This is a genomic window from Leptolyngbya sp. FACHB-321 (genome assembly GCF_014695975.1).
Taxonomy (GTDB): domain Bacteria; phylum Cyanobacteriota; class Cyanobacteriia; order Leptolyngbyales; family Leptolyngbyaceae; genus Stenomitos.
This window is the reverse complement of the sequence record NZ_JACJPI010000074.1, coordinates 31,005-53,039: the sequence shown is the minus strand read 5'-3', so window position 1 is coordinate 53,039 and position 22,035 is coordinate 31,005. Positions and strand designations below refer to the sequence as shown.

Annotated in this window: 20 protein-coding genes; 10 read left to right on the top strand and 10 right to left on the bottom strand. The window is 50.6% G+C overall.

Annotated elements, in window-relative coordinates; all coding sequences use genetic code 11:
• Positions 1 to 132: 132 nt before the first annotated feature.
• The gene (locus H6F76_RS21270) at positions 133 to 1,308 is read left to right on the top strand and encodes a helix-turn-helix domain-containing protein (RefSeq protein WP_190511316.1); all 1,176 of its coding nucleotides are present in this window, start codon (positions 133 to 135) and stop codon (positions 1,306 to 1,308) included.
• 60 nt (positions 1,309 to 1,368) lie between these two features.
• Here the strand turns inward: H6F76_RS21270 and H6F76_RS21265 are convergent, their stop codons facing one another.
• The 3 genes from H6F76_RS21265 to lgt all read right to left on the bottom strand — a co-directional run bounded on the left by H6F76_RS21265 (position 1,369) and on the right by lgt (position 3,934).
• Positions 1,369 to 1,608, bottom strand: a complete 240-nt coding sequence (locus tag H6F76_RS21265) for a lipopolysaccharide assembly protein LapA domain-containing protein (RefSeq protein WP_190448965.1) — start codon at positions 1,606 to 1,608, stop codon at positions 1,369 to 1,371.
• A 287-nt stretch (positions 1,609 to 1,895) separates the two neighbouring features.
• Positions 1,896 to 2,741: a precorrin-4 C(11)-methyltransferase gene (gene cobM, locus H6F76_RS21260; protein ID WP_347276087.1), complete on the bottom strand. Its 846-nt coding sequence runs from the start codon at positions 2,739 to 2,741 to the stop codon at positions 1,896 to 1,898.
• A 299-nt stretch (positions 2,742 to 3,040) separates the two neighbouring features.
• Positions 3,041 to 3,934 carry a prolipoprotein diacylglyceryl transferase gene (lgt, locus tag H6F76_RS21255; protein WP_190511314.1) on the bottom strand — a complete coding sequence of 298 codons (894 nt, stop codon included), beginning with the start codon at positions 3,932 to 3,934 and terminating at the stop codon, positions 3,041 to 3,043.
• A 451-nt stretch (positions 3,935 to 4,385) separates the two neighbouring features.
• Between lgt and H6F76_RS21250 the strand changes: the two genes are divergently transcribed.
• Complete coding sequence (locus tag H6F76_RS21250) at positions 4,386 to 6,134, top strand: hypothetical protein (RefSeq protein ID WP_190511312.1); 1,749 nt, start codon at positions 4,386 to 4,388, stop codon at positions 6,132 to 6,134.
• Complete coding sequence (locus H6F76_RS21245; RefSeq protein WP_190511311.1) at positions 6,134 to 6,838, top strand: GvpL/GvpF family gas vesicle protein; 705 nt, start codon at positions 6,134 to 6,136, stop codon at positions 6,836 to 6,838. The genes H6F76_RS21250 and H6F76_RS21245 overlap by 1 nt, the downstream gene beginning before the upstream one ends.
• A 60-nt stretch (positions 6,839 to 6,898) precedes the next feature.
• Here the strand turns inward: H6F76_RS21245 and H6F76_RS21240 are convergent, their stop codons facing one another.
• The 4 genes from H6F76_RS21240 to H6F76_RS21225 all read right to left on the bottom strand — a co-directional run bounded on the left by H6F76_RS21240 (position 6,899) and on the right by H6F76_RS21225 (position 9,755).
• Positions 6,899 to 7,348, bottom strand: a complete 450-nt coding sequence (locus H6F76_RS21240) for an ATP-binding protein (RefSeq protein ID WP_190448969.1) — start codon at positions 7,346 to 7,348, stop codon at positions 6,899 to 6,901.
• Between the two features lie 388 nt (positions 7,349 to 7,736).
• The gene (locus tag H6F76_RS21235) at positions 7,737 to 8,348 is read right to left on the bottom strand and encodes a J domain-containing protein (RefSeq protein WP_190511309.1); all 612 of its coding nucleotides are present in this window, start codon (positions 8,346 to 8,348) and stop codon (positions 7,737 to 7,739) included.
• Between the two features lie 68 nt (positions 8,349 to 8,416).
• On the bottom strand, positions 8,417 to 9,010 hold the full coding sequence (locus H6F76_RS21230; RefSeq protein ID WP_199305252.1) for an ATP-dependent Clp protease proteolytic subunit: 594 nt from the start codon (positions 9,008 to 9,010) through the stop codon (positions 8,417 to 8,419).
• A 79-nt stretch (positions 9,011 to 9,089) separates the two neighbouring features.
• Positions 9,090 to 9,755: an ATP-dependent Clp protease proteolytic subunit gene (locus H6F76_RS21225; protein WP_190448971.1), complete on the bottom strand. Its 666-nt coding sequence runs from the start codon at positions 9,753 to 9,755 to the stop codon at positions 9,090 to 9,092.
• 302 nt (positions 9,756 to 10,057) lie between these two features.
• Between H6F76_RS21225 and H6F76_RS21220 the strand changes: the two genes are divergently transcribed.
• Complete coding sequence (locus tag H6F76_RS21220; protein ID WP_190511307.1) at positions 10,058 to 11,296, top strand: VWA domain-containing protein; 1,239 nt, start codon at positions 10,058 to 10,060, stop codon at positions 11,294 to 11,296.
• A gap of 211 nt (positions 11,297 to 11,507) precedes the next feature.
• Here the strand turns inward: H6F76_RS21220 and H6F76_RS21215 are convergent, their stop codons facing one another.
• Positions 11,508 to 12,590, bottom strand: a complete 1,083-nt coding sequence (locus H6F76_RS21215) for a PIN/TRAM domain-containing protein (protein WP_190448972.1) — start codon at positions 12,588 to 12,590, stop codon at positions 11,508 to 11,510.
• A gap of 192 nt (positions 12,591 to 12,782) precedes the next feature.
• Here H6F76_RS21215 and hemW point away from each other — a divergent pair, with 192 nt between their 5' ends.
• Positions 12,783 to 14,138 carry a radical SAM family heme chaperone HemW gene (hemW, locus tag H6F76_RS21210; protein ID WP_242036783.1) on the top strand — a complete coding sequence of 452 codons (1,356 nt, stop codon included), beginning with the start codon at positions 12,783 to 12,785 and terminating at the stop codon, positions 14,136 to 14,138.
• 51 nt (positions 14,139 to 14,189) lie between these two features.
• Here hemW and H6F76_RS21205 read toward each other — a convergent pair whose 3' ends face one another.
• A complete protein-coding gene (locus H6F76_RS21205) occupies positions 14,190 to 15,650 on the bottom strand; it encodes a mechanosensitive ion channel domain-containing protein (protein ID WP_190511303.1) in 1,461 nt (486 codons plus the stop codon).
• 212 nt (positions 15,651 to 15,862) lie between these two features.
• Between H6F76_RS21205 and H6F76_RS21200 the strand changes: the two genes are divergently transcribed.
• Entirely contained in the window at positions 15,863 to 16,735 is an 873-nt protein-coding gene (locus tag H6F76_RS21200) for a 6-carboxytetrahydropterin synthase (RefSeq protein ID WP_190511301.1), read from the top strand.
• Positions 16,736 to 16,849: 114 nt separating this feature from the next.
• Here H6F76_RS21200 and H6F76_RS21195 read toward each other — a convergent pair whose 3' ends face one another.
• Positions 16,850 to 18,052, bottom strand: coding sequence for an FtsW/RodA/SpoVE family cell cycle protein (locus H6F76_RS21195; RefSeq protein WP_190511299.1), 1,203 nt, complete (start codon positions 18,050 to 18,052; stop codon positions 16,850 to 16,852).
• A gap of 272 nt (positions 18,053 to 18,324) precedes the next feature.
• On the opposite strand from H6F76_RS21195, the gene H6F76_RS21190 reads away from it, so the two are divergent.
• The 4 genes from H6F76_RS21190 (at position 18,325) to H6F76_RS21175 (ending at position 22,023) form a co-directional block, all read left to right on the top strand.
• Positions 18,325 to 19,059: a cytochrome c biogenesis protein CcdA gene (locus H6F76_RS21190; RefSeq protein WP_190511297.1), complete on the top strand. Its 735-nt coding sequence runs from the start codon at positions 18,325 to 18,327 to the stop codon at positions 19,057 to 19,059.
• Between the two features lie 62 nt (positions 19,060 to 19,121).
• Positions 19,122 to 20,519, top strand: coding sequence for a cytochrome c biogenesis protein (locus H6F76_RS21185; RefSeq protein WP_190511295.1), 1,398 nt, complete (start codon positions 19,122 to 19,124; stop codon positions 20,517 to 20,519).
• A gap of 55 nt (positions 20,520 to 20,574) precedes the next feature.
• On the top strand, positions 20,575 to 21,048 hold the full coding sequence (locus H6F76_RS21180; RefSeq protein WP_190511293.1) for a hypothetical protein: 474 nt from the start codon (positions 20,575 to 20,577) through the stop codon (positions 21,046 to 21,048).
• Between the two features lie 69 nt (positions 21,049 to 21,117).
• Positions 21,118 to 22,023, top strand: a complete 906-nt coding sequence (locus H6F76_RS21175; protein WP_190511292.1) for an LD-carboxypeptidase — start codon at positions 21,118 to 21,120, stop codon at positions 22,021 to 22,023.
• The last annotated feature ends 12 nt before the right edge of the window (positions 22,024 to 22,035 follow it).

The window sequence follows — 22,035 nt, the reverse complement described above, 5'->3', positions numbered from 1 at the left end:
ATCGCGTTAGCCAAACTGCGAACGACTGCAAATGATGTGTCTACTTTCCCTTCAATGCAGCAATTGTCCTCAGATTGATGGCGGTTCAGCATAGAATGAGGCAAGTGGCTTGTTCTATCCGTAGCCTAAAGCATGACCTCTCGAAAACTGTCTGATTCTGATAAGCAGGAAATGTTGCAGCTCTATCGGCAACCAGGGGAGACCACGTCAACCCTGGCAAGCCGTTATGGTGTCAGCAACAGCACCATTAGCCGCATCCTTAAAACTAGCTTCTCTGAGGCAGAATACGAAACGCTCATTCAGCAAAAGCGTGGCGGGCGTTCTTCGATCGAGTCGCTCCCTCCCTCCTTACTAGACACCGAGCCGCTTACAAGCATTGCGACCGAATCGCCAGCACCAGAAGAGCCGCTATCTATAGTTGAGGAGCCGGTATCTACAGTTGTGGACGCAGGTGCCATTGAAGTTGAAACCCCGCTAGACGCTGAACCTGCGAGCGTCGTGATACCATCCTTGCCTCCCATCCGGGTCGATGAGTCTCTAGCTGCCCCTACAATGGCAGTGGATGAGCCTGAACCTGCTAATGCAAATGGGCGGCGCTTACGAAAACGTTCCTCAGCCCCATCTGAACCAGAACGTTCCTTAGCCCCATCTGAACCAGTTGCTTCAATTGCGCCACCGACGATTCGATCGAAGATGCCAGAACGAGTTGATCGCTCAGCTGCAAGTCGATTGGAAGAAGCTGTACCAGACGCTAACGAGCCAGCAATCATTCCCTTAGTTGATCTCCCTGCTGACGATCGCCCAACGGCTGCTGCGATTGTTGAAGGCACAGCGTTACTTGACGATGGGGTTGATCTGACAGGCGATCTGGAGGAAGAAGACCTGGATGACGACGATTTAGACGAGCTGGATGACGACGATTTAGACGACGATGACCTGGATGACGACTTGGAAAATGGGTCATTACTGGTTGGCAGTCGTATCGCTGGCAAAATGCTGGTGCAGGTGCTACCCCTAGCGGAAGCGTCACTGCCGCGTACCTGTTATTTAGTGGTCGATCGAGCAGCTGAGTTAATTGCCCGACCGTTGAAAGAATTTGGCGATTTAGGTCAAATTCCAGAAGCAGAGACTTTAGAGAAAACGTTGCCGATCTTTGATAATCATCGCATCGCTAAACGTTACTCCAATCCTCGGACACAGCGAGTAATCAAGCTTCCTGATGGGCAAGTGCTACAAAAAACGTCGTCGCATCTTCAGGCAAAGGGCATCACGCGACTACTGATTGATGGGCAGGTTTACGCACTGTAAAACGAGTTAATTAACGAGTTGAAGCGGCGAACTCAGAACGCACGGCTCTCCGTAACGGTCTCAATAGTCCTCATTGTCTCGCTGAAAGCTGGAGAATCCTAGCAATGGTTGAGCGATCGCGGTGCCTAACAAGCCTAGCCCAACGCTAAATGCCAGCACTAAGCCGACTGGAATCTCAATCGATTGAAAGCCCAAAAATCGTAGCGAAACAGGGGTAAAGTTCTGAATCGCAAGAATCGCGATCGCGCTAATCCAGACAGAGAGTAAAAGAGATGTAAGCAGGATCGCGAGGGCTTTCATAACATTGGTAGGCTGAGGGAGGATGAGATCCATTCTTACAGCTTTGCTGAATACATAGGTTTGAAAAGTAGCCAGGCTGTCAACAAGTTTGATAATGAAAAACCCGTCAGCATCGCCGACGGGTCTGATACCTATGAGTGCTTCATAGGATTTACAACACAGCCAACAGGAGCGAATCCGGAGAATTGGGCGATCGCAAAATGAACTGCCGAAAACGCTAACGAAGCGTCTGCTTCTTGCTGGCGTTGTTCACTCGTACATTGTTCACTTTGTACAAAGAGAAGCTTTCACTGTTTTGCAGGGCGGAAGAGATGGGCGTGAGTGGGATTGTAGAGATTCGAGCGGGTCGGTGGGCGATCGCTGCCATGCCAATCACACGTTACTGTGTTAGGTATAGTTGCGGCAGCAAGTGCTGGGCTAATCACATACAGCGTTGTTCGTCTCAAGCCCTCTCGCTGAGTCGTTACTGCCATCTCTGACAATGGCACCAGCCAAATTTTTTCATCTTGCCAACCTAAGCGAAAACAGATGGCAACTGGCGTTTCGGCAGGGTAATGCTGCCTTAGCTTTGCTGTTGCAGTGTCTATATGTTTCGCACTTAAGTAAAGGCATAGGCTGGCTTGATGGGCTGCCAAAGCCGCCAATTCTTCAGTTGAGGGTACTTCAGTACGACCGCTGATGCGAGTTAGAATAATTGTCTGCACTAACCCTGGCACCGTTAGCTCAACCCGTAGCTTTGCTGCTGCTGCCTGGAACGCACTGATCCCTGGTACGACTTCAAACGGTACGCCTGCCTCTAACAACGCTTGCATTTGCTCCTGAATCGCTCCATAAAGGCTAGGATCGCCTGAATGTAAACGCACCACAGACTGTCCTGCCTGCACTCGCGACACCATAAGCGGCAGTATTTCCTCCAGTGTTTGGTGCGCGGTACGAATGAGTTCTGCGTCAGGACGAGCCACTTGCAGAATTTGTTCGGGCACCAACGAATCAGCAAACAAAATCGTATTCGCCTGAGCTAAAAGGCGCTGTGCTTTGACAGTGAGTAATTCTGGGTCACCGGGTCCAGCACCCACGATGTAAACAGCCGCTGGAAGAGAGAATGAACAGTCCTGAATGGATGAGTTAGTCACAGGATAGAGTTTGAATGATTGAATCTGTTAGTAGCCTCCACGTTCTTTCATGCAGTTCATGTAGTGTTCTGCGAGAAAGGCTTTGCGCTGGCAAGCTTTGAGTTCTTTAACTGACTACTGACCGCTGACCAAAAGGCTAGACTACTAGCGCTTAAAAAATAGCAGCGTGCTTCGTTTTCTCCGGACGGATCGCAGTATGAACGAAGTATGGAGTGGTAGATGCACCCTGATTTCGCCCTGGAGCCTAGCTCTGGGGTGTTTTTTTGGCATTTCAGCCACGTCGTGCCTAGTTTTAGCGCCTATAACGTCTTGTTGGACTGCTGCGAAGGCTCTGAATGATCGTTCTCTCGTGGTGTGGCTACAACATCTGGTAAGGGGCGATGCAGGATGTAGAGCCAAATCAAGCCAAAGATGCCGATCGCAATTTGGGTAAGACTAACAACCTGCGCGATGCGTAACGGCCCTAGCATCAGACTGTCAGTGCGCAGACCCTCAATCCACAAGCGACCGCAGCTATAAGTCACTAAGTAGACCAAAAACAGTGTGCCAACCTTTAGTCTAGCTTTTGCTTTCAAGCCCCAAAAAAAGAGCGCGATCAGAAGACCAAAGACCATTACGTTCCAGACTGATTCATAGAGAAAGGTCGGATGGAAGTACTCAAAGCTCTCATAGCCAGTCGGGCGGCGTTCTAACGGAATGTAGAGCTTCCAGGGTAAGTCTGTTGGACGACCAAACGCCTCCGAGTTGAAAAAATTTCCCCATCGTCCGATCGCCTGTCCCAAAATCAGCGAGGGCGCGACTAAATCTGCTAATTGCCAGAACGCAATCCGACGGAGGCGGGCAAAGAGTAGACTAGCTACTAACCCACCCAAAATAGCACCGTGGATAGCGATCCCCCCTTTCCATATAGCAAGAATCTGATCAGGATGCTGGGCGTACTCCTGCCATTGAAACGCGACGTAGTACAGCCGTGCGCTGGGAATTGCCGCGATCACCAGCCATAATGTCAGATCGCTTAATAACTCTGGGTTAACACCACGACGATGGGCTAAATATTGAGCCAGCGTCACGCCTATGAGCACCGCAGAGGCAATCAAAAAACCATACCACCGTACGGCAAAGGCTCCCCACTCGAACAGCATGGGACCGGGGGAGGTGAACTGAGCGGCGATCGGTAAGTCAAGCAGAGACATGACGCAGACGTGAAGAAAGGGCATGGCGTAATCTAGCTAGGCATTAAGTGAGCCAGTCCTAAGTGAACCTGACTGCACACTCAAAATTGTAAGTGTTGCTGGGCATTCTGACCGAGCCATCACGGTTTAACGCCAAAACGGAGGGGCTTACAGTAGAAGTTCTGCGCTAGTGATGCTGATGGATCGGTGAAGCCTTGAACCATGCACAACATTTTCACTGAACCGTTATGGTTGCCGGATTGACTTAGGCGATTGCCACACAACCTGAGCATCACAAATCGCAACAAGAAAAGGCGTACCTAAATCATAAAGCCGTCTTGAAATGGGCACTCTTAAGTTACCCGATCGCCTGTCGCTTCTACTTTGACAGCTTAAAGGACGGTTCTTGGGTTGTTTTTGACACCTTGCAATGCCTCACACGTTTTGACAGCACATTAGTGAACCAGAGATTATGCCCAAACTTTCGCAGCCGTCCGTGATTTTGTCCGACAGCACGGCTACCCAGCACTCTGAAACATCCTTCACACTGGAAACCGTGCGTCAAACTGTGCTCAAGCTTGTGAACCCGCTTTGCCAGCTACCTTCAGTGCCCAATCTTTCTGATTCAGCACTGTTAGCAATGCAGCGCTTAATGGAAATAATTACCACGCTGCGATCGTCCCAACCATTCTTTTTAGAAGGCGTACCCTCACCATTACCTGGCGCGATCGAAGCGTTGCTCCCCTATGTCAGTGAAGAAGCCTATGACGTGCTGGAAGCTTTGCAACGTGAAGAAGTGCCGATCAGCCCCAACAGCTTTTGTGCAGCAACGCCACCCGCCACTCAAAACGCTACACCTCAAACATCTGATCCCCTCACCCCCTTAGCCTCAACGCTTCTATCTTCAAGTCTTTCGGAGAGCAAACTGTACTCCTTCATCGCGATCGAAACTTTGATCCCCTCTTTGCTGTGGCGGATTGCTCGAAGCGATTACAGCGTGATGCACCTTATTGAAGGTGTTAGAGGTAGGTGCTGGCAGTCAGAGACCGGATGGGCTACTGGTATGCTGCGCCTGGTAGTTATGCTAGAGGTAGAAGCGCCCACTGTACGCTGGTGCTTCGATTTGGCAACGGGGGAACCTGCGGAGGGTCTGCTTGAATCGAGTTCGATCATCCAGTCAGAGGAACAGGCGCTCCCACTGCAACAGTCTGTCTATACTGGCGCTGCTAACGACGGAAGCGATACGTTCTGTCAGGTTGAGTATCAACTTCAAGCGATTCTACAGCTACTACAAAGTGAAACTGGGTTAGGAGGCTTCCTTCAAGGGGTGGCAGTCGAACTCTTACAACCTGGTGCGGGTTGGCAAGCAGGCAAGCTTCAATTACGGTTTGGCTTTGAATTTACGGCTCAAGTGCTAGATCTCGACAACAGCAAGGCGATACAAAGCCATGCTGAGCCAATCGAAGCAGAGTTGATGGAGGACGAGACGCAGATCAACGGCACGATCGCGATGGCTCAGGTAGCTATAGTCAAAGCATTGGGGCAATCGCTTAGTCCAGCCGCGCTTGTACGCGCAAGCGATGCAACACTTTTAGCACCCTACATTCAACAGATTACCCGTCAACAGCTTGCCCAAAGCCTCTGCCTACTCCAACGTCAATTTAGCCACACTAATGAGAGTGAGCAACTTACAACCATTGTGCAAGCTGCGCTCCTTGCGCTTGCTCACCAAACGAGACTGATTGGCATTGGGTTACAGCAACCGACATTACTGCTGGACGAACTTGCACCTAAACTATTGTGGTCACTGACACGCCATACATATGAGATGACACAACTATTGGGAGGCGTGCCAGCGCAGGTGCTACAGCCAGGAGAAAAGTGGCAGCAAGGAACACTGCGACTGCTGGCAGTGCTGCAAATAACAGCACCTGAACTGAGTTACACACTTGATTTATCAACCGGGCGAGCGGTACCAGTGGCTGTAGCGCCGCTACCAAGGGACGCAATCGTTCAATCTTGTATTGCAGCCTTTTGCCAGCAACCAACCGCGATCGCAACGTTGGCAGACCATTTAGAGCAGCTTTGTGATAACTCACCGGAACAGCAGTTGTTAGTCAATGGTTTTGCAGTTGACTGGCTGAAAGACGTTGAGCAAGACTGGCAATCTGGGACAATGACGCTTAGTTTAAGCCTTGTCTTTTTTGCTGATACACCCTGATGTACACCTACGCCTTTTGTCAAACACCGTTTACCCCCTTAGAACTTCCACAAGGTATTGCTGGAACTGTACAGATGGTTACGGTCGACCAACTAGCAGCGATCGTCGAACCAGCCGTCTCTCTAGAGCCTCTGCAACAAGATGACACGCTTTTAGTGCAAGCTGCCTTAGCGCACGATCGCGTCATCCGTAGCCTGTGTTTGAAGTCAACAATCCTGCCGTTGCGCTTTGGTACATGCTTCAACTCCTTACAAGGCTTGTCCGCGCATCTAGAGACATATCAGCAAGCATACTTGAGCCAGCTAACCCATTTGAACGGGAAAGCCGAATACACTCTGAAACTCATGCTTGTGGAGCCACCAGACGCAGTGATTGCACCCGAAATTAAAGGGAAAAACTACTTTCTTGCCAAAAAGCAGCAGTATCAACAACAACTGTTGTATCAACAGCAACAGCAAGCAGCGATCAAGCAAATCGAGCAGGCAGTGCTTCAAACCTATCCTGAATACTGCGGTAGCCAGGATGCCACTGGCGTAAAAGCAATGCATCTACTAGTTAATCGCGATCATGAACAGCAGCTCTGCGACTTCATCCAAGCCTTACAGCAGCAATACCCTCAGTTACAGCTAGTCTTAGGAGCTGCCCTACCGCCGTATCACTTTGTTTCCAGCGGTTCTACTGTAACGCCTGGTTCCGCAAGCTAAAGCCAGAATTACCGATCGCTGCCTACCGAAACAACTATTAGCAGTTGTACAAGAGTAGGCTTACAGCAACAGTGGCGCTCTGCTGGGACTTTTTACACGCTTACAGAGTCTCAGCTCAGTGCCTTGGGAGTTCCACTGAACCTGGTCAAAAATCTTGTGCAAAAGATACATCCCACGACCGCACTCCTGTTCGTCGCAGGGCAACACTTGTTCAAGCTCGGCTTCAGAAACATAAGAGGGCTGAAAACCAACACCCTGATCTGAAATAACCCACCAATAATGGTTCGCAACAACTGAAAAACGAACGAGTACTGTCTTACTAGGGTCTAAAGCATTACCATGCTTAGCAGCGTTTACTAAAGCTTCCTGCAATCCTAAACGTACTTCGGCTTTCCAGCGATGTGGAATTTCTTCCAGAAGAATGTCAAGAATTGGAATCAGGTAAAGCGTAGAAGCAAAGCTAACCGTGTTCCACTGACGTTTGACGGGACGATGTGAGACAGCAATCACTCAGAAAACCCTGTAGCTTTCAAATGGATGAATGCAATTTATGCTGTGTTGACCAGGGAAATTAAGTACCCTTCAAGCGTTATCAAGGCTTAGGTCAGGCAGCTATAAAATTGCTCAATAAGCGTATTCAGCGCAATCAGTGACTTTATAAAGCTTTAAAACAGTGAAGTATCGTCAAAACCGCTCTTAAACGGAGGTAGAAAAACTCTTACAAAAAATATTTTTCTTGACTGGAATCCTCCAATCGGATGAACTCCACTTAACTCATAGTATCAAAATATGTCTGAGAACGCACGTCCAATATGAACTTTCGAAAGGTCGAGCGGTTGATAGTGGCTCGTGAAAGGCTCATGAACCAAAAGCAAGGCATCAGTGTGCCTGAAAAAGGTTATTTGAAAAGGTTTTCCATATAACGAAAATCACGCTCAACCTCAGCCCATAGAGAGCGGTTGTGCGGGTCGGTGCGAAGCGCTTTCTTTAGATAAATTCTAGCTTTGTCAAGCTGGCGCTCTTGAATAAGCTGCCGCCCCCACCGTTGATAGGCGATCGCCTGCCATTGCTTTACCTCTGAGTCTTGCGGAAGGCGACGGGCTAACCCTTCAATAAGGGCGATCGCCCGTGGAAAACGCTGCTCCTTTAGCAACTGCTGCAACTGCTGGTAGGAGTTGGTCTTGAGCTGCTGCTCCAAGGGCGACAAATTTGTGAATTGCAGGGGAGGCTGCTTGCGCGTAATGCGGATATCGCCAGCCACCGGGGCGGCTGGTGCTTTTCCTGGTGCAGTAGCCTGACCCGCCTTTGGCGCAGGCTCACTGCTACCCATTTCAGACAGCAAAAATTTGTAAGCTTCGGTTAGCTCAATGAACTTTTCTTTCGCTTGCCGATTTCCTGGATTGACATCTGGATGATATTGCCTTGCCAGCCGTCGATAGGATGCTTTGATCTCATCAAACGATGCACCAGACTTTAGCCCTAAGATGCGATAACACTCTGCAAGGTTCATTAAGATGAAAAATGGCAGAATTACTAGATTCTGCCACTACTGAGAAAAAAGATGCAAACAGGAAGGGCTTAGGAAGCAGATTCAATCACACGATCGATCAAACCGTACTCTTTCGCTTCCTCTGCTGACATAAAGTAGTCGCGATCCATGTCCTTCTCAATTTTGGGAAGTGCTTGCCCCGTACGATCGGCATAGATCTGGTTAAGCTGCCGTCGGATACGGATAATTTCCCGTGCTTCAATTTCGATATCAGTTGCTTGCCCACGAGTGCCACCAGACGGCTGGTGAATCATGATCCGTGAGTGGGGTAAGGCGAGCCGTTTACCTTTTGCGCCTGCTGCCAGCAAGAAAGAACCCATTGAAGCAGCTAGACCCACACAGATAGTCACCACATCAGACTTAATGTGCTGCATGGTGTCGTAAATCGCCATCCCTGCGGTAACAGAGCCACCAGGAGAATTGATATACAGCACGATATCCTTACCTGGATCTTCAGAATCCAAATAGAGCATTACAGCCACGATTTGGTTTGCAATTTCGTCATCAACATCTTTACCCAGGAAGATAATGCGCTCCCGGTAAAGACGGTTGTAGATGTCAATCCACTGTGTGTAAGGCTCTCCCGGCATACGGTAGGGAACCTTGGGAACACCAATTGGCATAAGAAGCTCCGTTGTTAGATAGTTTTGAGTTTTAAGTGATGAGTTTTGAGTTCAGTGCGGTAACTCAAAGCTCGCAACGCTAAATGATGCCAGCCGGTAGTGGTACGGGGATGTCTTTTTCGCTTTCAAGGACACGATCGATCAGTCCGTATTCTTTTGCCTGTTCAGGAGACATATAGAGGAGCCGATCCATATCTTTGGCAATTCGTTCGATCGATTGACCTGTGTTGTGAGACAAGATTTCAACCATCGTCGCTTTGTTCGCTAGAACTTCTTTGGCGCGAATTTGAATATCCGTCGCTTGCCCACGTGCATAACTCTTGCTCTGATGAAGCACGATCGTAGCGTTTGGCAGACTGACACGGTACCCCTTCGTGCCTGCGGAGAGCAGCATTGCTGCCATACCCATCGCCGAACCAATGCAAATAGTTTGCACAGGCGGTTTGATGTAGCGCATGGTGTCGCAGATAGCAAACGCTTCGGTTTCAAACCCGATTGGTTCGCCATCGTAACGCGAGGTACCTGTAGAGTTGATGTAGATTTTGATCGGCTTCTCGGGATCTTCGTACTGAAGATAAAGCAGTTCTGCCACAATCAACTCAGTTACAGCAGGCACCAGCGGCATTCCCAGGTAAACAATCCGCTCTTTCAGCAGCAAGGAGGGCAAATCGGGTGGCGGTGTGCGATAGAAGGAATCACCACCACCATAGTAAGGAGACTGTGCGGCTTGAATGGATGAAGTCATAGCAGGGTTGCCTGGAACGTATTGCCTGAACGTGTGTCATCGGACGCATTGGCGCTGTCTTTACATACTAGCGTGACAGTTGGCACTGTGGAGCAGTAAGGGGGGAGGAGTGAGGAGGTGGAGAGGGGAAGGGGTGAAAAGGTAAAGAGGTGAAGGGTGAAGGGGATTGGGTTTTTCGCCTGGCTGCTTATGGTTAGCGATCCCAGGGCGTTCTTCCTGACCGAACCCCTGGCACTTCGCCTATTCTAGGTATTAACCAGGCGATCATTGTTTGCCCTTTGCTTTACCAGGAGTTTTGCGCCATGAAAGTTGGTTTGCAGTCTGTTCTGAATGATGCGAATATCGATGCTGCTCAAGTGAATAGCCAGCGTCAGCTTTCGGTTTCGATCGCAGCGATTGCAGAACCCTTAAGCCGCAGCGTGCCGCTGAATCTTTGCCTGATCCTGGATCACAGTGGCTCGATGAGTGGGCGATCGCTAGATACAGTGAAGCAGGCAGCGATTCGGCTTGTTGATCGACTTTCACCCGGCGATCGTCTTACGCTGGTAGCGTTTGACCACAAAGCAAAGGTGCTGGTGCCCAATGAGGTCATTGACAACCCTGCCAGCATTAAGCTGCAAATTAACCAGCTAAAAGCAGGGGGCGGTACGGCGATCGATGAAGGCTTGCGGCTGGGTATTGAAGAATTAGCAAAAGGCAAGAAAGACACGGTTTCTCAGGCATTTTTGCTGACCGATGGCGAGAATGAACATGGCGATAACGATCGCTGCTTGAAGCTGGCAAAGCTGGCAACTGACTATAATCTGACGCTGAATACGCTTGGCTTTAGCGATCGGTGGAATCAGGATGTGCTGGAAAAAATTGCGGATGCAGGCGGCGGTACGCTGTCGTTTATTCAATACCCAGAACAGGCAGTGGCGGAGTTTGATCGACTCTTTACCCGAATGCAGTCTGTAGGGCTGACGAATGCCCATCTGCTGTTAACTCTAGCGCCCGATGTGCGGTTGGCAGAGATGAAGCCGATCGCCCAAGTGGCACCCGACACGATCGAATTAACGGTACAGCAAGAAGCTGGGAAATACCTTGTGCGTCTGGGCGATTTGATGGTGGATGCACCTAGAGTAGTGCTGGCAAATCTCTACATTGGTAAATTGCCAGCAGGCGAACAACCGATTGCTCACGTTCAAATTCGTTACGACGATCCTGCCTATAGCAAAGAAGCCTTACTCTCTGAGACGCTTACCATTACTGCTAATACCGTCTCACCCTACCAACCAGCGCTTAACGCCGACGTGCAGCAGCATATTCTGGCGCTGGCAAAGTATCGACAAACGCAAATTGCCGAAACCAAGCTCCAGCAGGGCGATCGCACAGGAGCCGCCACCATGCTGCAAACCGCTGCCAAAACTGCTTTGCAAATGGGCGATCAGGGCGCTGCCACAGTGCTACAAGTAAATGCCACCAAGCTTCAGGCAGGGGAAGAACTCTCGGAGGGCGATCGCAAGAAGACCCGCATTGTTTCTAAAACAACGTTGCAGTAGGCGAATGGCTTCTTAGTTAGCTGCTTTTCCTGGCTTTCCAGGTGCCGCCGTACACATAAAAGGGATTGTTCTGGCTGATTTTTGTCCAACATTCTGGACATACGAAAACCCATGCTCCCGATGCATCGTGCTTGACACGGTAGAGCCGGGAAGCAGTTTGACTACAGAGAGTGCAGGGCTTTTGGCGCGATCGTGGCATCAAAACAAGCGCTTAAGACGCAAGCATAGATGCCTTTGGTCGAGCGAAAATCATGCGTCCCGCTGATGTTTGCAGAGCGCTAGTGACAATCACCTGCAACTCGCCACCTACAAAGCTGCGACCTTCTTCAACAACCACCATTGTGCCATCGTCTAAATAGCCCACGCCCTGAGTCGGCTCCTTGCCTTCCTTCAAGATCTTCAGGTCAAGACTGTCACCAGGAAGGTAGGACGGACGGACAGCTTGAGTCAGGTCGTTGATGTTAAGGACGGGCACTTGTTGCACCGTTGCTACTTTGTTCAAGTTGTAGTCATTTGTCAGAAGAGTGCCGTTGATTTCTTGCACTAGACGCACTAACTTGGCATCAACTGTGGGCACATCCTCATAGTCAGCAGAATGGATGATGATGCGATCGGGGTAAGCTTCCTTCATCCGATTGAGAATATCTAGCCCACGACGACCCCGCACACGCTTAATGTCACTAGAGGCATCGGCAACCTGCTGTAGCTCTGCTAGCACGAACTGAGGCACCAGAATCTGCCCTTCCACAAACCCCGTGTTCAGCAGTTCTTCAATGCGACCGTCGATAATGCAGCTTGTATCTAATACCTTGGTAGACGCAGGCTTGAATGTTCCTTCTGCTAACAGGGCTGTTTCAACCGTATTTGGATTGATCAATCGCAGCAAGGCACGACCGTGAGTATCTGCCAGCGTGATCCCCGAAAACGAGAAGAGAATGCTACCTAGTACGGCTGCCAAAGGCTTGAGAAAAGAGAATTCAGGTGGGATCGGCAGTAGAAAAATCGGTGCCAGCATCAAGTTTGCCACTAGCAACCCAATGACTAGACCCACAGCGCGGCTCAAAAGTACATCGGCTGGCAAGGCACGAAACCGCCGCTCGAAGCGCCGATACATTGTTTGCACAACTAAGCCGATCGCAAAACCAATTAAAGCACCAAAGCCAGCCGTTACCCAGCGCAAAGCGCTTTCGTTGGTCACTTGCTGCAAGGCGCTCACTGGCAACTCTTCAATGCCGTTAAAACCGATCCCCGCCCCTGCTAGGATAAATGAAAGAATAATAATAGCGTCAAGCATAAGCTCAGGTTGGTTGGGGGACTGATTCCAAACCTTTGAAAGGATTGAGGAATAACCGATCTGGATGTCGAGCCAGTAAGCGCAGTCGGGTCAGTAGCGTGGCGAATTCGGCAATTCAAGCGAATGCAGTAATTCAACTGGCATGGCAGTCAGGCGGCATGGCTTCATTATACTCTTCGTACTGCAATGCTTTTGTCTGCGGCAGACTCTAAGGAAACAATTAACCTTTCCGCCTTGCCGGAAGCGGCTTACCTCCACATTCCCTTTTGTCGGCGGCGTTGCTACTACTGCGATTTTGCAGTTTCGATCGTTGGTGATCGCCCACCCGTAGCTCGAACCAATGAGCTGCAATCTGAGCCGTTGCAAAGTGGCACGTTTGGTACGATCGCCCGCTACGTTGAAATTCTGCGTCAAGAAATTCGTGGCACTGCGTCCTTCGGCAAACCGCTTCAAACGATTTTCTTTGGCGGTGGGACACCCTCGTTGCTATCCGTTGAGCAACTGAGCCAGATTCTTGACACGCTCAACCAACAGTTTGGCATTGCTGCGGGTGCTGAAATCTCGATGGAGATTGATCCTGGCACATTTGACCTGGCGCAAGTGCAAGGCTATCGAGCAGCAGGCGTAAACCGGGTGAGCCTTGGCGTGCAGGCATTTCAGCCAGAACTGTTGCAAGCCTGTGGGCGATCGCACACCGTCGCAGATGTATACCAGGCTGTGGAGTGGGTGCAGCAAGCAGGCTTTAAGAACTTCAGCCTGGACTTAATTTCTGGCTTACCGCACCAAACGTTGGCAGATTGGCAAGCGTCGTTAGAAACGGCGATCGCCCTTGTGCCCACTCATCTCTCTTGCTATGACCTCACGATTGAACCCATCACCGCGTTTGGGAAGCAGTACAAACCGGGGATGCAACCGCTACCGTCCGATGAAACCACGGCTGAGATGTACCGCACTGCACAACGATTACTTACAGCAGCAGGCTACGACCACTATGAAATCTCTAACTACGCCAAACCGGGCTACCAGTGCCGCCACAATCGCGTGTACTGGGAGAACCGATCGTTCTATGGCTTTGGCATGGGCGCAACAAGCTACATAGAGCATGACCGTTTCTGCCGCCCCCGCAAGACGCGAGAATACTATGAGTGGGTGGGGGAAAGGCAAAGGAGTGGGGAGCGGGGAGTGGGGAGTAGGGAGTGGGGAAAGCCAGAACCGTCTCCCTCATCCTCCATCCCACTGCAAAGCGAAAGCCAGCTACAGACTTCAGACATTCTTCTCGATACGCTGATGCTGGGTTTGCGGTTAGCGGAAGGCTTAAGTTTGTCGGCGCTGATTGAGCAGTTTGGTAGAGAGACAATGCAGCAAGTTTGGGCGTGTCTACAGCCGTTTCATCAGAAAGGTTGGGTGGTGGTTCGTTCTGGTCTAAATGAGGCGATCGCGCCTTCTCTAGCAACCTTGCCGGATTCTGGGCGACTACAACTGAGTGATCCTGAAGGCTTTCTCTTCTCCAACGTCATTCTCGTTTCTCTCTTTGAAGAGTTTGAGTAGAAAACTCAATGCTTCAGCCCTTAGCCTTCAGCCCTCAGCTTTTAGCCTTCCCTAAATCCCAAACAGCGTTTGCAGTCGTTTGCGAACTTTGTCGAATGGCGTTTCTTCAGAAAATTCCGACAGGATGCCCATTTGGCGCAGGGTTTGCTGGCGTTCCATGAGCTGATGAGCGATCTGGTCGGCGAGTCCGCGATGATCTTGGAGGAGTGTTTGTAGATCGTTGCGCTCAATGACGAAGAGAACGGTATCGTCGAGTGTTCTAACGCTTGCCGATCGCGGGATGCCCATGAGCAGCGACATTTCGCCAAAGAATTCGCCTTCATTCAGGGTGGCGATATACTGCTCGGCTCGTTTAGAAAAGATTTCGACCGAGCCGTTGAGAATAATGTAGAACGACTCGCCAGGGGTGCCTTCTTCGCAGACAATCTGGTCGGCGGGAAAGAGTTGCCGATAGCCATATTCAATTAACTGCAAGAGTTCTTCATCAGTGCATTGCTCGAAGTAGGAAATCCGTCGCAGCATATCGCGCAGGGTCAAATTGTTGGGTGCTTTTGGGGTGGGTTTGCGGCTGCTAATGGAATCTTTTTCTGCATGTTTGCCGTTGCCATCCACCGCACCGTCTCGCTGAAACAGGTGTGCTAGTTGTTCAAGATTGCGAATGTTGAGATCTTGCTGGGGAAAGGGTACTTCAATGTTGCGCTGACGCAGTTCGCGATCGATCGTGAAATAGAGCGAACTTTTAATTGGCTCAATTTCAGTGGGTTGATTAATCCAAACCAGCAATTCAAAGTCCAGTGCACTATCACCAAAGCGTTTGAACCAAACACGGGGTGAAGGATCGGTTAGCACTTTCGGATCTTTCCGCGCGGCGGCTAGGAGTGCTTCGGTGACAATGAGCGTATCGCTACCATAGGCTACGCCAACGGGAACGTGAAGGCGACAGCGAGGATCACGGTAACTCCAGTTGATGATGTTGTTTTCGACAAAGCGGATATTGGGCACGATGACAAACACGCCATCGAGGGTGCGTACAGTGGTCGATCGAATCGAAATGCTTTCGACCGTACCCAGCAAGTTGTCGATTTCGATAAAGTCACCCACACGAATAGGTTGCTCGACGAGTAGTGTCAGCCCACTGACAAAGTTGCTGGCAAGGTTTTGCAGCCCAAAGCCCAAACCAATGCCCAAGACCCCTGCAAAGAGGGTCAGCGAACTCAGGTTTACGCCTGCCGTTTGCAGCACGATGACAAAGCCGATCGCAGTCAACAGATAGCGGACAAAGGTGGTAACGACAGCACGGCTCCCACGATCGAACCCCAACCGCACCAACAGTCGTCGATTGATCAAATTGCTGACGGCACGCGACACCCAAAAGACAGCCACACTGACCACCATCAGCGTCACAATCAAACTGAGCGAATACCGATTGTTGCCGACCTCAAACAGAGGAGCAGCAAAGAGCCGCAGTAGTTCGGCAAGGGTGGTCTGAATTCCGTCAAGCAACCAATTCATGCATCAATCGGGTAAAAGCGTTCTGAACTATTGTGCCGGATCTGGTTGACACCAAAAGTTAGGAACGGTCAAGAGACTGGGTAGCGGCTGTAATGTGTGTTTGGCTCGATCGCTAGGTCAAGTAACTCAGTCTTTAACTTGAGCGAATGGTTTATCCTGAAAAGAGCGTGGTTAACGGAACTTAACAGACCTTCCATTCTTCTTCCCTGCCTATGAAATGCATTATCGATCGCCGTGCCCAGTTTTCTGCCAGTCATCGTTATTGGCTACCAGAACTGAGTGAGGCTGAGAACTTTGAGCGGTTTGGTGCCTGTGCTCGATCGCCCGGACACGGGCACAACTACGTCCTCTATGTCTCGATGGCAGGCGAACTCGATGAATACGGCATGGTGTTGAACCTGTCTGACGTGAAGCAGGTCATCAAAAAAGAAGTAACCAGCCAGTTAGACTTTTCTTACCTCAATGAAGCCTGGGCGGAGTTTCAGGAAACTCTGCCAACGACAGAGGCGATCGCCCGTACCATTTGGCAACGGTTGTCTCCTCACTTGCCGATCGTCCATATTCAGCTTTTTGAACACCCCGAACTTTGGGCAGACTACTACGGAAACAACATGGAAGCTTATCTTACCCTCAGCACCCACTTCAGCGCTGCCCACCGACTGGCTCGCCCCGACCTCAGCTATGAAAAAAACTGTGAGATCTACGGCAAGTGCGCTCGTCCCAACGGGCACGGTCACAACTACCACCTCGAAGTCACCATCAAGGGCGATATTGATCCTCGCACAGGCATGATTGCTGACCTCGTTGCGTTCCAGAAAGCTGTGGATGATTACGTGGTGGAACCGTTTGATCACACCTTTTTGAACAAAGATATTCCTTACTTCGCTGAAGTCGTGCCGACCGCCGAGAACATCGCGGTGCATATCCGCGCGTTGCTAGAGCAACCGATCCGCGACATCGGCGCACAGTTGCATAAAATCAAACTGATCGAAAGCCCGAACAATTCCTGCGAAGTCTACAGTACTGCCTTAGAAACAGCGGTGACGCAAATGTCGGTACGCGAGCCTGTGACGGCGGAGCGGTAAGGAATGAGGGGAGAGAAGTAAGGGAATGAGAGAAAGTTTTGAGCGCATTCGGAGGCTTTACTCTTACTTCCCTTGCCTCCCTTGCTTCCTCCTCTCCAGTGCCCTTCCTCCCAATCAAGTTGCTCTTGGTGACTCCGACCGCGCCTTCAATCCTTTCGGTTGGCGACGATCGTCGAGGCGCACCACTTTCGCTTCATTGCTTTCACGTGCGACCCGAATTAGCAAACCGGCTGACACCAGGCTAGAAATCATCGAGCTACCGCCATAGCTAAACAAGGGTAACGGCAAGCCTGTTGTGGGCAGTGCCCCTGTTGCCACACCGATATTTAGCAGTGATTGCCCAACCATCAACACCATGATGCCGATCGCAATCAGCCGATACACCTGGTTTTGTGTCTTCATAGCAACCCGTAGCGCCAGTGAGGCATAGGCAAGAAGCATCACCATTAGCAACACGCAGCCGATAAAGCCAAACTCCTCGGCAAATACCGAAAAGATAAAGTCAGTGTACTGAATCGGCAAATAAAATAGCTTTTGCTGCGACAGCCCAAAGCCTGTGCCCCAATGCCCACCAGAACCAACTGCCAGCAAACTTTGCACCAACTGATAGCCATCTCCAGTGGCATCAGCCCAGGGATTCAAGAAGGACAAAATGCGTCGACGCTGATAGCTTCTAAAGCTGACGCTGATGATAGCTAAACCAATGCCTGCCAGCGCTGTGCCACCCATGTATGTATAGGGCAACCCCGCTGCTAAAGCGACAAACCATAGCAACATCCCGCATAGTGCTGTGGTACTAAGATTTGGCTGTAGAAGAATACCTACCAGCACTAGCCCAAAAATTCCCAGCCAAAGGACACGAGTGCCCCGCTTCAACCGATCCCATTGCCCAAAGATGCGTGCGCTTTGGAGGACAAGGAACGGTTTAATCAGTTCGGACGGTTGAATCTGAAAGGGTCCGAGAAAAAGCCAGCGGGTTGCACCATTGATAGACGTACCAAACCCAGGAATCGCCGTTATGAGAATCAGTCCCAAAATAATGACTAGGAACCAATCGGCAATACCAACGATGTAGCGTAACGGCGAATGTACAACCAGGTTAAACCCGACCAACCCTACCAAAATCCAAAGAATCTGCACTTTGAAGTAGTAAAGTCCATCGCCTCGATCGGCATCCGCAACCGCATACGACGCTGAAAACAACACCGCTAGACCAATAAGCAGCCACAAAAACGTTAGCCATCGCAGCCAGCGTGCTTCAGAAGCCCAACCTTGAGCCGACGTATCAAAAAAGGGAATAAAGAGGCGCAGATTCACAATAGTTTGGGAAAGGAAGAGGCGCAGGGGCAGAGAGGGAAGCCAGGGACGAACGGTTCTACATCAATCAGAACTTAGTGTAGGCTAATCAGTCTATGCGAGCTTGGTAAAACGGGCAAGATTTTTTGGGGTCAGTGAGCCGAAAGCAAAGCTCTCTTCCCCGGCTTCCTCTGCCTCCCTTTCCCCCTCTGCCTCCCCACTCCCCTCTGCCTCTCTATCTCCAGTAAGATAGATGTAGCGCTAATTCTTTAGAGCAAGACATTAGATACAGCATGATTGAAACGCTGCAAACCCAGCTTTACTGGTTGGAACATTTTGCCAATACGTTAGTTTCTGAGCAATTGGCTCACCTTACGCCAGCCAGTGTTGGCATCATTTTTCTGGCAGGTCTGCTGACAAGCCTTACGCCCTGTATGCTGTCGATGCTGCCTATCACGATCGGCTACATTGGCGGGTACGAAACCCAGACGCGGTTACAAGCAGCAGCACAGTCTACCTGGTTTGCGTTAGGACTGGCGACAACGCTGGCAGGGCTAGGCATTGTGGCGGCAGTAGTGGGCAAAATCTATGGACAAATTGGACTGGGGTTGCCGATCGTCGTGAGTGCGATCGCCATCCTTATGGGGCTGAACCTGCTGGAAGCGCTGCCCTTGCGACTGCCATCCGTTGGGGGGCTGGAATGGATTTCTAAGGACTTGCCACCTGGTGTGCGTGCGTATTTCATTGGGTTGACGTTTGGCTTGGTCGCGTCGCCATGCAGCACTCCCGTTTTGGCAAGCATTCTGGCATGGATTTCAGCGACGAAAGATCCGGTTGTGGGTAGTGCGTTATTGCTGTCTTATACCGTTGGCTATGCAGCTCCACTGGTGCTGGCAGGTACCTTTACAGCTTCGATCAAAAAATTATTGGAACTCCGTCGCTGGTCGGGCTGGATTACGCCAGCCAGCGGCGCTTTGCTAGTAGGATTCGGCGTTTTCTCTTTGCTTTCCAGGGTTGCTAGTTTTTAGTGGTTAGTTCTTAGACTGCTCTACAACTAACAACCAAAAACTAACAACCAAAAACTGACCCAATGTCTGCAAATCCTTCCTTCTTAACGCGTCTGTCCGGTTGGGGCACGGCTCCCAAAACCTTTTTTAGGCGGGAACTGTTGCCGGTGCTGGCTGATCTGCGGTTGGCGATCGTCCTGCTGTTGGCGATCGCGGTCTTTAGCATTTCTGGGACGGTCGTTGAGCAGGGGCAGTCTGCTGCGTTCTACCAAGCAAACTATCCAGAGCATCCGGCACTGTTTGGCTTTCTGTCCTGGAAAGTACTGCTGACTCTGGGGTTGGATCACGTCTACCGCACCTGGTGGTTTTTGGCGCTGTTAATTTTGTTTGGGTCGAGCCTGACTGCTTGTACCTTTATGCGGCAGCTACCGGCGTTGCGTTGGTTTTCGCGCACGTCTCGCAAGTTTTACAGCCAGCCACGTCAGTTTCAGAAATTTGCTCTCAGTGCCGAATTTGAACAAACGTCACTGGATGATGTGTTGCCGCTGTTAGAGGAGCAGCGGTACAAGCTGTTTCGGCAGGACGACGCGCTTTACGCACGCAAAGGCATCATTGGGCGCATTGGACCGATCGTCGTTCATGCCAGTATGCTGCTGATTTTAGTGGGCGCGATCGTTGGTGCGCTAACAGGGTTTGTGGGGCAAGAGATGGTGCCTAGCGGTCAAACGTTTCAGATTAAAAACATTCTGGATGCGGGACCGTTTGCAGAGTCGCAGATTCCCAAAGATTGGTCGGTAAAGGTCAACCGCTTTTGGATTGACTACACTCCCGCAGGGGCTATCGATCAGTTTTACTCAGATATGTCGGTGCTAGACAGTGAAGGGAAGGAAGTCAAGCGCAAAACCATTCATGTGAATGAACCGTTGCGCTATCGCGGTGTGACTCTGTATCAGGCGGATTGGGGCATTTCTGCTATCCAGGTTCGCATTAACAACAGCCCCATTTTTCAGCTACCGATGGCGCAGTTAGATACAGGCGGTAAAGGTGGGCGCATCTGGGGTACGTGGATTCCCACAAAACCTGACTTGAGCGCTGGCGTCTCCCTGATTGCTAAAGATTTGCAGGGAATGCTGCTGATCTATGACACATCTGGCAAGCTAATTTCCACTGTTCGCGCAGGAATGTCTACCCCGGTGAATGGCGTCACGCTAGCAGTGAAAGAAATTGTCGGGAGTACGGGACTGCAAATTAAAGCCGACCCCAGCATACCGATCGTCTACGCTGGTTTTGGATTGCTCATGTTGGGCGTGATGATGAGCTACGTCTCTCACTCCCAAATCTGGGCACTTCAGAAGGATGGACAGCTCTACATTGGCGGTCTGACCAATCGTGCTCAAGTTGCGTTTGAACGCGAAATGTTGGAGATCCTGGAACGGTTGGATACACAGAAACAGGAAACGAATGCAGTCGTAGCGGCGTGAGGTGATCGCTGAACAAGCAAACTGAAAATAAGCGCGTTGGGTCAACAAGGTTTTTATGACGCTCAATTTGAGCAAAGAAGTGAAAGAACGCTTAGATTTAGTATCACCTGCCATCATGTTTTTTGCTTTGCCTGTGAGCCAACAAATCGACGTATTACCGACGTTGGAGAAGAAACAAAAATATGATTTCTCACAAGGTGATTTGTTGACAGGCAACCCGCTTGAAGTGTTGCTAGCTGCTTACGAAGACTGTCTGAATGGTCTTCTCAATTGGCTTATGGTCATGACAGATGAATCAAGAAGCCAGGATGCCGAGATTGTGAACAGCCTCATAGAAGAACTCTTAAACACAGTCCATATAATTGTTGATAAGCATTCTGAAGAGGTTGTTCATGTAGATAATCTTCAATCTCCTGAATGGAGCAAACTTCGTCAACTTTCCCACGTAGTTCAACAGCACCTTCAGATTCAGTTAGAAGCCAACACCGCAGCTATTAGTCAGTTCATTGCGTATTGGCTCCATACTTGAACAAGCTTGAACAAATGGAGTATCCGATCGCTGTTTCAACCTTTTGTCTAGACTGCAATGCCATAACCTATGCGTCCCTGCCAACCGCCACTGCCATTACAACCGGGTGACTTACTGCAAGTGATTGCACCTAGCGGGACGTTGCGAGAGTTTGAAGCCTTTCAGCGTGGAGTCGAGATCTGGCGATCGCACGGTTACCGTGTTGAACTCACTCCTGGCTATGACGATCGCTGGGGCTATCTGGCAGGTAAAGATGGCGATCGACGCAAACAGTTGTTGACCGCGCTTAACGATCCAGACTGTCGCGGGATACTTTGTGCCAGAGGTGGCTATGGCGGGGCGCGGTTACTGGAAGATTGGTCTTGGGCAAAACATGAACCAAAATGGCTGATCGGCTTTTCGGACATCACCAGTTTGTTGATGAGCCTCAGTCAGCAAGGCATTTCGGGCGTTCATGCACCGCTCTTGACAACGCTGGCAGCAGAACCGGATTGGTCGGTACAACGATTGTTTGATTGGGTGGAGGGGCGATCGCTGGCACCCTTGCAAGGTACAGGTTGGAGCGGCGGACAGGCTACTGGACTTTTGCTAACCGTCAACCTTACAGTCGCAACGAATCTGCTGGGAACGCCTGCACAGCCCGATTTTGCCGACACGATTCTGGCGCTAGAAGATGTGGGGGAAGCGCCCTATCGCATCGATCGCATGTTGACCCAGTGGCGGCTCTGCGGTGCATTGCAGCAGGTAAAAGGCATCGCGATCGGTCGCTTTAGCCAGTGCAATCCGCCTGCCAATATTCCCAGTTTTACGGTAGAGGAGGTGCTGCGCGATCGCCTGGGTGACCTTGGCATTCCCGTTGTATCAAACTTGCCCTTTGGTCATGATGGCGTTAACGCTGCGCTGCCTGTGGGCATCAGTGTGCAGTTGGACGGCGATCGAGGACTTCTTAGCTTGAACGAGACAATACCAAACTAGGCAGAGGCGATC